This window comes from Methylomonas methanica, from assembly GCF_001644035.1.
Lineage (GTDB): Bacteria > Pseudomonadota > Gammaproteobacteria > Methylococcales > Methylomonadaceae > Methylomonas > Methylomonas methanica_A.
Window position 1 is genome coordinate 46,182 of sequence record NZ_LUUG01000055.1, and the last position, 11,658, is coordinate 57,839.

The 11,658-nt window shown below is 47.0% G+C and carries 11 protein-coding genes; 5 read left to right on the forward strand and 6 right to left on the reverse strand.

Annotated elements, in window-relative coordinates; all coding sequences use genetic code 11:
* Window positions 1-12 precede the first annotated feature (12 nt).
* The 5 genes from trbL (at window position 13) to A1332_RS07490 (ending at window position 3,653) form a co-directional block, all read left to right on the forward strand.
* Complete coding sequence (gene trbL, locus A1332_RS07470; protein ID WP_020485793.1) at window positions 13-1,404, forward strand: P-type conjugative transfer protein TrbL; 1,392 nt, start codon at window positions 13-15, stop codon at window positions 1,402-1,404.
* Window positions 1,405-1,463: 59 nt separating this feature from the next.
* The gene (locus A1332_RS07475) at window positions 1,464-2,057 is read left to right on the forward strand and encodes a transglycosylase SLT domain-containing protein (RefSeq protein WP_064007897.1); all 594 of its coding nucleotides are present in this window, start codon (window positions 1,464-1,466) and stop codon (window positions 2,055-2,057) included.
* Between the two features lie 37 nt (window positions 2,058-2,094).
* Entirely contained in the window at window positions 2,095-2,793 is a 699-nt protein-coding gene (locus tag A1332_RS07480; RefSeq protein WP_064007890.1) for a TraX family protein, read from the forward strand.
* 10 nt (window positions 2,794-2,803) lie between these two features.
* Entirely contained in the window at window positions 2,804-3,292 is a 489-nt protein-coding gene (locus tag A1332_RS07485; RefSeq protein ID WP_082879584.1) for an OmpA family protein, read from the forward strand.
* Between the two features lie 151 nt (window positions 3,293-3,443).
* A complete protein-coding gene (locus tag A1332_RS07490) occupies window positions 3,444-3,653 on the forward strand; it encodes a cold-shock protein (protein ID WP_026147275.1) in 210 nt (69 codons plus the stop codon).
* Between the two features lie 429 nt (window positions 3,654-4,082).
* On the opposite strand, the gene A1332_RS07495 is transcribed toward A1332_RS07490, so the two are convergent.
* From A1332_RS07495 to A1332_RS07520, 6 genes are all read right to left on the reverse strand, one after another.
* On the reverse strand, window positions 4,083-6,542 hold the full coding sequence (locus A1332_RS07495) for a hypothetical protein (RefSeq protein WP_064007891.1): 2,460 nt from the start codon (window positions 6,540-6,542) through the stop codon (window positions 4,083-4,085).
* A 179-nt stretch (window positions 6,543-6,721) separates the two neighbouring features.
* Entirely contained in the window at window positions 6,722-7,168 is a 447-nt protein-coding gene (locus A1332_RS07500; RefSeq protein WP_064007892.1) for a DUF6941 family protein, read from the reverse strand.
* Complete coding sequence (locus A1332_RS07505; RefSeq protein WP_197491417.1) at window positions 7,168-7,527, reverse strand: helix-turn-helix domain-containing protein; 360 nt, start codon at window positions 7,525-7,527, stop codon at window positions 7,168-7,170. Before A1332_RS07505 ends, A1332_RS07500 begins: the two co-directional genes overlap by 1 nt.
* 82 nt (window positions 7,528-7,609) lie before the next feature.
* Entirely contained in the window at window positions 7,610-8,002 is a 393-nt protein-coding gene (locus A1332_RS07510; RefSeq protein WP_082879585.1) for a hypothetical protein, read from the reverse strand.
* Window positions 8,003-8,152: 150 nt separating this feature from the next.
* Window positions 8,153-8,578 carry a helix-turn-helix domain-containing protein gene (locus A1332_RS07515; RefSeq protein WP_157203967.1) on the reverse strand — a complete coding sequence of 142 codons (426 nt, stop codon included), beginning with the start codon at window positions 8,576-8,578 and terminating at the stop codon, window positions 8,153-8,155.
* A 285-nt stretch (window positions 8,579-8,863) separates the two neighbouring features.
* A partial coding sequence (locus A1332_RS07520) for a type I restriction endonuclease subunit R (protein WP_064007896.1) occupies window positions 8,864-11,658 on the reverse strand: 2,795 nt, incomplete at its 5' end.

Sequence of the window (11,658 nt, forward strand, 5' to 3'; positions counted from 1 at the left end):
GAGAAACGGCAAATGAATAGACAAATATTCTTGTTTTTAGCCTTCTTGATGCTCGCATCCACTGACGCCTTAGCGGCAATAGATGGGCCGAACATTATGGACGATGTTCAAGGTCGGTTTGCCGGTGCTGCGGCGGGGTGGGCCGCCGCCATTACTGCACGAGCGACCTGGCTATTCTGGGTATTGGCCTTAATTTCTATGGTATGGACGCATGGTTTTTTACTATTGAGAAAGGCAGATATTGGCGAGTTCTATGCCGAATTCCTCCGTTTCACTATTACCACAGGGTTTTTCTGGTGGCTTTTGAGTAACGGGCCTGCAATGGCAACCAGCATTTTTGCATCAATGCAAACGTTAGGGTCAAATGCGGCCGGATTGGGCGCGGTAACGCCGTCCGGCATTATCGATGCAGGATTCCAAGTATTTGGAAAAGCGATTACCGCTTCATCAATCTGGGAACCGGTAGAGGGCGCGGCGCTAATTATCATGGGCGCAGTCGTGCTAGTGATCATGGCCCTGATCGCCACTAATATGCTTGTGCTCTTTGTTAGTGGATGGATTCTTGCCTACGCAGGCGTTATATATCTTGGCTTCGGCGGTGGTCGATGGACCACGGACATGGCCATCGGCTTTTACAAAACGGTATTGAACGTCGCCATCCAATTGATGGCAATGATTCTGATTGTTGGAATTGGACAAGCCTTTATCAATGATTATGTGGCGGCAATGGAAGCCGATATGACCTACGCGGATATGGGTTCATTTCTCGTAGCAGCAGTGGTCTTGCTGCTATTGGTCAATAAAGTGCCCCCAATGCTTGGGCAAGTCGCATTCGGAGGGGGAACCGGCGCACTTGGTAATGGATTTGGAGCCGGCTCGGCAATGGCGGCTGCCGCAACTGCCGGGGCGGCTATTGGCGTTGCCGGTGGAGCGATTGCTGCCGGAGCAACAAATATTAGCGGTGGCATTCAAGCCATTATGGCGGCATCAAATAAAGCAGCGGAATTCGCCGGCAGTGGGGCGGACGGAGCTTCCAGAATGACAGCCGACTATCTTCAAAGCAGTCAGAGCACCGCTAACGGTGGTTCTACCTCAAACTCAACAACTCCACTTGGCGAAGCAATGGGGGGTAGTGGTTCGTCAAAGCAGGCAAATGATTCCAAATATGGACCATCAATGGTTAAAAATCTTGCAACCGGAATTGGAGAGGTTGCAAAGCAAAAAATTAAGGACAGAACCAACAATACGTTTGGCGGACAAGTCGCGGCTGCAATTAGCAACAGTGCTCAATCAACACCCACGTTTGGCGGCGATAGCCTATCGGGATCTGATGAAACAGTAGATCCGGATGAAGAGGTCGCGGCATTCACCAACAACGATAGCGGTAATGCACATTCAGCATAACAGGAGAGCAATTCATGAATGCTATAAAGCTTTGTATTGTTGCAATCAGCATACTCCCGATGCTAGTGCATGCTCAGCCTAACAATCAGAGTCCACAACAACAAGAGCGGATCGTATGCTCTATCACTGCTGCCGCGAAATACGATATACCTGCAAATATTGTGCTGGCAATCGCCGAGAAAGAAGGCGGAAAGCCTGGGCAATGGGTAAGGAATACCAACGGCACTCACGATGTGGGACCAATGCAATTCAACACCTCGTACCTAACCCAATTGGCGAAATATGGCATTATGCCAGAAGACGTAGCCCGCTCAGGTTGCTATCCCTACGATTTAGCCGCATGGCGACTGGCCGTTCATATCAAAGACGATAAGGGTGATTTATGGACAAAAGTCGCCAATTATCATTCAAGAACCCCTTATTACAACGGAGTGTACAAAGCCGATTTGATGGTAAGGGCCAACAAATGGGCCGATTGGCTGGATGCATTTTTAAAGGGCGGAATAGTAGAGGTTGTTCAAGTACAGAAAACAGACTCGACACCTGTTCAAGCACAACCCGAGCCCATAACGCCGGTATATAAAAAACCGATGCAAATACACGCCGCAAGCATGGCATATATCCCTCGCAAAATTATGGTTAGTTCTGACTAACAACCATATTTTAGCCGCTAAAAAAAGGAAGCACGAAATGAACTATCCTCGTGTAGTTATCGCAGATGGCACCATCGAAGCCATCAAGTGGTTTTCCCTGATCCTAATGGTGATCGATCACACCAACAAATATCTATATAAGGGAGCCATTCCGGTTTTATTCAACATAGGCCGTTTGGCAATGCCGCTATTTGTTTTGGTCCTTGCCTATAACCTTGCAAGGCCAATGGCCTTCGAACGTGGTGTGCATATCCGGATAATAAAGCGATTAGCTTTGTGTGGATCGCTGGCAACACCGGCCTTCCTTGCCCTCGGTGGATTACTTGCTGGGTGGTGGCCGTTAAATTTTATGTTTGCGTTGTTGGTTCTCACCCTCACCATTTATCTAATTGAGTATCAAACAATCACGGGCTACCTAGCTGCTGCGTTAGTGTTTGTGCTGGGCGGTTCAGTGGTCGAATATTGGTGGCCTGGACTTGTGCTGGGCTTATCGGCATGGTGGTACTGTAAAACACCAAGGCTTGCTCCAGTGATTATTGCAGTTATATCCATTCTTTCCTTACGCTTGATCAGTGGCAATTATTGGGCACTGGCCGTACTGCCAGTTGCATTGTTGGCATGCTTAGTGAGATTGCCAATCCCGCGCGTTCAATGGGCTTTCTATGCCTTTTACCCATTGCACCTAACCGTTCTGTGGATCATTTCCATGACAGACACCGCATTTACCAATCTATAAGGAAATATTTATGACCAAGAAACGACTAGCAATATTCGCATTACTTTCGACCTGCGCAAACGTTGGCAATTCACAAACATTCCACGTTGAACCGATTACAGCGAACGTAGTAGCTGAAGATGCTTACGGAACCCCGCAATCAAATACCGTAACAGTCTTATTCGACAATTGTAGTGTTATTTTCCGCCCGAACTTTAGCGACTCAACCATTCTTGACGGTGCCCAGAATGCCGCCTTGATAACGGTCCGAGGGAGAACCAGTACACCTATACCCAGCGTCAAAGATGAACAGCTTGCATTGTCAAGGGCGTTATCTGCCCGAAAATATCTGATAGAGCGCGGCGTGTCTCCTTTGAAAATTCACGTGAATTACGCTTCCGGATCTGATTTTATCGCAGACAATTCAACACCCGAGGGAAAGCGTCAAAACCAGAGGGTTGAAATTGAACTGGTGTACGTCACACCGACAAGCAGTTACTCGTCGGTCCCCCAATTGTAGGAAAGTAAAGTACCTACCCACAGTAACCTTGCCGGCATTTTTTGTGGTTTTATTTTATCGATCACGCATTTCACCTTAAATAAGCGATAATCGGCATTCTGTCCGTATGAACAATACGCCAGCAATGGTTTTTTTAAAGAAAGAGAATTTTATGGCAGCACTAGTAGAAGGCAAAGTAAAGTGGTTCAACGATGAAAAAGGCTTTGGTTTCATTGAGCAAGCCGGCGGCAAAGATGTCTTTGTCCACTTTAGTGTGATCCAAGGCAGCGGTCGGAAAAGCCTGATCGAAGGCCAGCGCGTGACCATGGAAGTGACCTCTGGGGCTAAGGGCCCACAAGCTGAAAACGTGACGCCTTTATAGTCGTCTCATCAGAGGTCTGCCAAGCGTGACCCCGATCCGGTCTAAACGCTTGTTTTGTAGGAAGGCAATCAAGAATCCTACCGGGTAATCAAGTCGCATACTGGCGAGGTAATACTGTTGCATGCCATCGCACCATCAACCCCAGTGGTGGATCGGGTCTGCAACGAAACCCCGCGTTCAGTAGGCAGCTTGATTTCCTAACTACCTATTTTTATTATAAAAACAGACGGTAAAAATCAACAATTTAACATAATCCGCGTTATGCGAAGTCGCACACAATGGGTGTTATTTAACCAAAAGAACGGTTTGTCTCACAACACCCATGAAACCCGTGGTATTCATGGGCTGATGAGGGAAAATTGATTTTTTATAAAAAAATCCGGGATGGTCATTTTTTGGGTAAATAACCCCTTATTGGGAGCTCTTAATTTAAAGCTGCCTAGTATCTATAGCTCGTTTAACACTTACAAAACTCGGTGTGCCGGTGTTTCGTAGTGTGGGCCAATCAAAGAATACAGGTGGCTTAGTAATCTGTGACCAGCACTCGTTTAGGTAGTCGCGAAATTTGACTGTCCGCTTATAGCGTTCTCGAATATCAAATGACTCCAATTTTGCAGAAATTTCTTTTCGATGATTTTCATCAAATATTGGTGTATCAAACAACACTGCATCCAAATACGCAAAGCTGGGCGCCCATCTTTGAATGTGATATACGCCAATAGTGGTTACACGGAAGGCAAGCGGCATATCACCGACCAGACCCTGCAAGCCCTCATCGAAGGTAATACGCTCTGTGGTTTCAATAAGTTTTTTATTGGTCAAGCGTCTTAGAGCATGCTCTATCTGATCAGCAACAAAGCCGTAAGTCTGCATTTCAGCTAGCAAATCATCTGTGTGAACAAATCCTTCTGGGGACTTTTTAGGCCCATCTGTGAATAGAAAACCGATGATCATTGACGCAAGAAAATGCTCCTTTTGATCAGGATAACGTACATCAAAAAGATTTAATGCTAGTGAAGAGCGAGCATCAAAATGTGAATATTCACCCAGTAGAGCTTGCTTTGTGAATTCGTGCAAAGGAATGAGATATTGCCCTTCACTCCGCATTATGTGGATAATTTTTTCTGAATCGACATTTGCACTGCCAATAAAACCTTTAATCAATTCCAGCGCTTCACGGATATTCCCGCCAGTGATGTTGCTTAGAATTTCAGATATTTCTTTGTTATTACGCAATGAGAATAACAATGCTTTTAAAAATAATGCAATGGCATCTAGTTTGATGGTTATCCCGTTGAGCCGATCTAATGGAAGCCGCCCTTCCGCTAAATCCAAGGAGAACTGTAGCCGCTTTTGGAGCACTAAATCGACTCTAGGCGGTGAAATTGTCATGATTCGTTGAGGATAGGCAGATATCGATCCAGATGACTTTGATACGAAATATGTTTGTGGCCTCAGTGAAATAAGAACCAGCGCTTGCCAGTTAGCTGCAAATTCCTGAGCCGCCAAAAATGCTTCCTGCTGATCAGCCAGCTTTCTCTGATCCGCGTTATCAATTGAAATGATAACTTGTTTTTTTCTCCCTTTTGCAAAGTGCATAATACTTTGTTGGAGATGCATCACTTTGTTACTTGTAAGCTCTTCGAGATGCTCGATTTGACGTTCAATGAACTTGTCCGGGGCAGATTCTTTTAGGCGACCATAAATACCCTTCTCAAAGCGCTGTAGGTCACCATGATAGACTCCACGAACAAAGTGATCTTCATATATATCTATCCCATGATCCTCAAGGAGCTGCCGCTCTATCTCCTGTAAAAAGAAAGCATGCATGTCTTGACCCAAATTAGCCTGACTTCCAAGGTCAATATAGATAAATATCGCGTTCTCAACCTCTTCTGCGGCCTTCACATAAATCAGGTGCCGGATGAATGAGGTTTTCCCAACCCCTACGTCACCGATTATAACTATTGGGCGTCTGCCAAGAGCTTCAGCGACTACCTCTGGAGCCAAACCATATTTGTCATCGGGCGTTGAACGCAGGTGTTGCAATGTCGGATTTTGTGGCAAGGGCTTAAACATAGATGCATACCGTGCCGACAGTATATTCTTACCAACCATCGCTTCTTTTGCTAGCGCTCCGCTTTCACAATAGCACTCCTCGTAAAACCTCTTCCTCACAGCTAAAGTATTGGGGGCATCTTCGATTAGGAGGTCACTTAGTGTACGCAAACTTTGTTGTGATTCGCTTGGATAACGAAAGGAAGGGTATCCAGGAAGATAGCTGGAAAGCTTTACTGGTACTCCTGTTGGAAGGCCAGATGCGAGATCCGCCAACAACAATTTTCGATGCTCAGCATCAGGAGAAATAGCTTGCCATAATCGATGAAAGTTTTTTTCTACCTGATCTAACCCATTAAATAATAGGCATTTCCCCTCCGAGGGTGGTATGCCGTCATTACGAACACCTAGAAAAACTATGATTTGACTAGAGTTACAAACTACCCCAACTTGAATTCCCCGGTCACTACAGTATTTCTGAGCTTGATCGAAAGCTGCCCGAAATTTGGGGCACAATTTGAATAATGAACTTAGTGACCGGACAATGCTTTTATTCGTTTCGCTAGGTATTTCGAACGATATACCAGCTCGTTTCGCTTCGATTATTATTTGCGGCGGCTTTCCCAGTTCGTAATCGCTGTAGTCACCATTAAACCGGCGTTCAAGATGTGTTGAAGTGTAATCCCATCCCAAGCATTCATGTATAAGCCTATCAATGAACCGATGACGTGTGTCCGCTTCGTTAAGATCAAGACTGTCAGCTTTTACATCATTTATCAGCTTGGATATTGCGGAATAACCGACAGCAAGATCAGGCGCGGGAACAGACATCAAAAAGCCTCCTTGTTAGTAAAGATAAAGCTAACGCTTATCAACTCAAAATTAACGATAGTCTAGGGTCAGGAGATTAAAAGATAGCGGTTAGCGCCATCGGCTGGATCCAGTATCTTAGAGGCGATTCGGTTCGGTATCGAAAAAATATCATGCTTGGTACAAGATTGAGCAATTGCTTATTGCAAATTCATCATATCCGTAGATGTTTGCTCAATTTTCAAGCCATATCCTCGTAGTTCTCCGTCTTCCGTTTCGGCTAATACTCGAAGTGTGCAGGGAGCTTCAAGAGCAAATGGAGAGAAAACGATAACCGATTGAAGAGATAGGACGCGGTCTTTTATATCCATTTCGCTATCTGAAAGGACTTCCACTGCACCAGATAACTGAGAATCATCCAAATTGCCTTCAAATAATACATCTTTGTCTTTCATAACTCGTAAGCTGAGTTTAGTGAAAGGCCTGGTTGCAGGCGTGAGGACGTTTATTGATAAGCAAAGCTTTGGTAATGTCAAAGGAAATGTCGGCAAAAATAGACGTCCGCTGTATACCCCAATATAGGAGAGCTTACCTCCCAATTCATGGCGAATATCGTCGCAGAATATCGTCTGAATATGACGATCCATTACTTCACCTTTGTTTTAACTAAGGCCTCTTGCCGATGGAGCGCTGCATCAAGTGTATTCATATCAACGCCTAATACAACACAGAGTTTACGACAGGTTTCAATGGCCAGATTTTCAGTGCCACGCTCAATACGAGCAATATGAGATTGGCTTGTTGATAGCTCAGTTGCGAGTTGCACCTGAGACCATCCTTTTTTAAGACGAAGCGTACGAACTGTTTCACCATCCTCGCCATGAAATTTATCAGCAACCCAATGTCGAGCTTGTTGTAAGGCCTCACGACGCTTTTCGTCCTTGCTCCATTTATCAACAAGTTGATCGATTGTTTTGTGATGAGCCGGTGTCTCTATTTTCGGCAATCGATCCTCAATTCGAAATACAACGCATGGGGACTCTACCGAAGTCGCTTCAGTAGCTACTCCTGTGCCAACAACCAGTGTTTCAAAGGTTTTGGTAGGCGTTGAGGATGCGTATAGTGAGTTCATTGTTTGCGGCATAGTTAAATTCTCTTGGTACAACACCCAGCACATGGTAACGCTTTTTAGCTGGAATAAATGCGTACACTATTCTGTACTTCACGTCATTATCTTCCAAATCCCAGATCTTTAGACGCCAAAGATTGTTTCCTTTGTTCCACTGTTCAATCCATTTGCTAACGTGGAAATCGGCCGTACCATATGAGCCAAAGTCATGTTGTGTCAGTCGATCTAAGAGATCATCATTTCCTTTAAGCTCTTCGAGAAGCACGGTGACCCTTGCTGCTGCTTCAATGTCTTTAGACCAAATTTCCTCAAGATCATCTTCTGCGTCTTCATGAATAAACAATGTTGCCACTATATCTACCTAGGTATAATTTTGTCAAGTTCCCTAAAAACAGCGAAAGGGAGGTTAAACAGTCCAATGGTTGAATTCACTGGTTTTTCAAAGAAAATATGAAAATTCATCTTTGCTGTTTTTGAGGAAAGCTAACAACATAAACCTGCCTCATGTACTTTCCGATTCTGCTGGTGTAGCAAGATTATTTTTCCGTTGCCGCATCGATAGATAATCTTCCCGATACCCTTCGGCTAGAGGTTCCAAGTGTTTGATAAGTCCACTTAGATTAAAACGACGAATTGTGACGCGGTCAGTTTTTTCGGGTGGCAACCTTTCAATCAAGCCCTTGTCAGTCAATTCTGAAATTTTTCTTTCCACCGTCCTAGTGCTTACGCCTATTCTCTTGGCAATTACCGAAGGCCTTGGCCATGGGAGATTATCTTTTTCCCACCAATGCATTGTTAGATTCAACAAAATCACCAAACTTAAGGAATCTATGCCAAGTTTCGACTGTGCGCGAATTAATACGTCAGGTACTTGTTGAAAACCGGCTTCAATTGATTTTCCCCATTTGTTCGTAATCTCTGTTTCCACGCGACCACCCATACGCTAAATTTTGCAGAATCGTAACATGGATATTTAAATAAAACATATTCATATAAGGAAAGCCGACACATGTGTCGCTTTTTTTTTGAGTAAATCACCCACAAAATGTAATCCTGCTAATTTGTAGGCTTTGGCAAATGCTAGTAAACAATGCACAACACCCAATGCTATAGTGCTGTTATGCTCATAACTAGTGGAAATTTATCAGCCATAGCTGATAGCAAGGGTGATTATCAATGCTTACTAATAGCACCAAAGTATTCTTCTATTAGCTCATATCCACGCTTCACCTAACGCCTGAGCCTGCAATAAGACCAGCTCAATCGCTGCCTCCTGTTGGTCTGGCGGATACTTGTACTTACGAAGGATACGTTTCACCATCAAGCGTAACTTGGCTCTGACGCTTTCCCGTTGCGACCAATCCACCGTAATGTTCTGGCGTAGGTTCTCTGTAAGTTCATGGGCGATAAGCTTCAGGGTTTCATCGGTCAGTTCGCGGACGGCTGATTCATTATCGGCCAGGGCATCGTAAAAGCGGATTTCATCTTCACTCAACCCCAGAGACTCCCCTCGTCCGGCGGCTTCCCTAAACTTCTTCGCCATCTGAATCAGCTCTTCAATCACCTGGGCAGTTTCAATAGCCCGGTTCTGATAACGCTTGATCACGTTGACCAATAGCTCGGAGAACTTCTTCTCCTGTACTACGTTGCCGGCAAATCGGGATTTGATTTCACCTTCCAATAGCCGTTCCAGCAGCTCTACAGCCAGATTGCGTTCCGGCAAGTTACGCACGTCAGCCAGGAAGTCATCATCCAGGATACCGATATTGGGCTTATCCAAGCCAACGGCTTCGAAGATGTCCACCACGTCTTCCGAGACCACGGCGGAATTGATGATTTGCCGGATCGCCAAGTCGCGTTCCTCGTCGCTGCGTTTTTTCCGGCTGATATCGGGCTTGGTGAGAATGACTTTCACCGCCTGGAAGAATGCCACCTCCTCCCGTACTGCCTTGGCGTCATCCAGCGTACAGCACAAGGTAAAGGCCTTGCTCATGGCTAGGGCAGTATCAGCAAACCGCTTCTTGCCGTCCTTCTGGCCCAACACATGATTGGCTGCGCCGGCCAGTCGTTTGTGGCCGGTGGTTAAAAAGTCACTGTAGTCATAGCCGTGCAGTATGCCCCGCAGAATATCGAGCTTTTCCTCCAGCACGGCATAGGCTTCGGCCGCATCGACGGTGGGTCGGCCACGGCCCTGGCTGGCGGTGTAGTCCTTCAAAGCAGACTTTAATTCGTTGGCGATGCCGATATAATCCACCACCAGGCCGCCTTGCTTGTCCTTGAAAACCCGATTGACGCGGGCGATGGCTTGCATCAGGTTGTGGCCCTTCATCGGTTTATCGACATACAGCGTGTGCACGCACGGCGCGTCGAAACCGGTCAGCCACATATCCCGCACGATCACCAAACGCAACGGATCGGCCGGGTCTTTGAAGCGCTTTTCCAGACGCTTTTTCTGCTGTTTGCTGTAGATATGCGGACGCAGCAAGGCTTTGTCACTGGCTGAACCGGTCATCACGATCTTGATGGCGCCTTGCTCTGGGTCGTCGCTGTGCCAGTCTGGGCGCAGCTTGATGATCTCGTTATACAGATGCACACAGATTTCCCGGCTCATCGCCACCACCATGGCCTTTCCGTCCTGGGCTTTGTTACGTTCCTCGAAGTGGGCCACCAAATCCGCTGCCACGCTGGCGATACGCGGCTCGGCGCCGACCACCTTTTCCAGCGCAGCCCAACGGCTTTTCAACTTGGCCTGCTGATCTTCTTCCTCATCCTCGGCCAGTTCATCAACCTCATCATCGATCTGTGGCAATTGCTCAGGCTTCAGTGCCAACTTGGCCAGTCGCGATTCAAAGTAAATTGCTACCGTCGCGCCGTCTTCCTTGGCTTGCTGCATGTCATAGACGTGGATGTATTCGCCAAACACCGCCCGCGTATCGCGGTCTTCCAGCGATACCGGCGTGCCGGTAAAGGCGACAAAGGTGGCGTTGGGTAAGGCGTCGCGTAAATGCTGGGCATAGCCGACTTGATAGACAGCACTAGGTTCGGCGGCCATGGCCAGAGTCTCATCATTGGCGCTGGACTTGAGGGATTTGACGGTCTTCAGCTTAGCCTCAAAGCCATACTGGGTGCGGTGTGCCTCGTCGGCAATCACCACAATATTGCTCCGGTCAGACAGCACCGGAAAACTGTCTTCATCGGCACCGGGCATGAATTTCTGGATGGTAGCGAAGACGATGCCCCCGGAGGGCCGGTTAGCCAGTTTTGCGCGCAAGTCCTGACGGGTTTCGGCTTGCACCGGCTGTTCACGTAATAAATCCTGTCCCAGTGAGAATACTCCGAACAATTGCCCGTCCAGGTCGTTGCGGTCGGTAATCACCACGATGGTGGGATTCTCCATCGCGGTTTCCTGCATCACGCGAGCGGCAAAACAGGTCATGGTGATACTTTTGCCACTACCTTGGGTGTGCCAGACCACGCCGCCTTTATGGCTGCCATCAGGTCGGGAAGCGGTCACCACTTGTTGAATCGCCGCGCGTACCGCATGGTATTGATGGTAACCGGCAACCTTTTTGACCAGGCCGCCGTCATCCTCGAACAGCACAAAAAAGCGCAAGTAATCGAGTAAGGTAGCCGGGCTTAATAAACCGTGTATCAGCGTTTCCAGTTCGTTGAATTGGCCTAACGGGTCCAGTGTGATGCCGTCGATGGTGCGCCACTGCATGAAGCGTTCGGCATCGCTGGATAACGAACCCAAGCGGGCTTCGCTGCCGTCAGAAATCACCAGCACTTCGTTGTACTGAAACACATCCGGGATTTGTTCCTTGTAGGTTTGAATCTGATCGAAAGCTTTCCAAATGTCGGCATTCTCATCAGCCGGATTTTTCAGCTCCAGCAACGCCAACGGCAGGCCATTGATAAACAGGATGATGTCCGGCCGGCGTGAATGTTTCGGCCCCTTGATGGCAAATTGATTGATTGCCAACCATTCATTGGCTATTTCTGCCCATC

Excerpts from the sequence above, each read along its gene's own strand:
- trbL (WP_020485793.1), top strand. The coding sequence starts at position 13 with ATGAATAGACAAATATTCTTGTTTTTAGCCTTCTTGATGCTCGCATCC.
- A1332_RS07475 (WP_064007897.1), top strand. The coding sequence starts at position 1,464 with ATGCTAGTGCATGCTCAGCCTAACAATCAGAGTCCACAACAACAAGAG.
- A1332_RS07480 (WP_064007890.1), top strand. The coding sequence starts at position 2,095 with ATGAACTATCCTCGTGTAGTTATCGCAGATGGCACCATCGAAGCCATC.
- A1332_RS07485 (WP_082879584.1), top strand. The coding sequence starts at position 2,804 with ATGACCAAGAAACGACTAGCAATATTCGCATTACTTTCGACCTGCGCA.
- A1332_RS07490 (WP_026147275.1), top strand. The coding sequence starts at position 3,444 with ATGGCAGCACTAGTAGAAGGCAAAGTAAAGTGGTTCAACGATGAAAAA.
- A1332_RS07495 (WP_064007891.1), bottom strand. The coding sequence starts at position 6,542 with ATGTCTGTTCCCGCGCCTGATCTTGCTGTCGGTTATTCCGCAATATCC.
- A1332_RS07500 (WP_064007892.1), bottom strand. The coding sequence starts at position 7,168 with ATGGATCGTCATATTCAGACGATATTCTGCGACGATATTCGCCATGAA.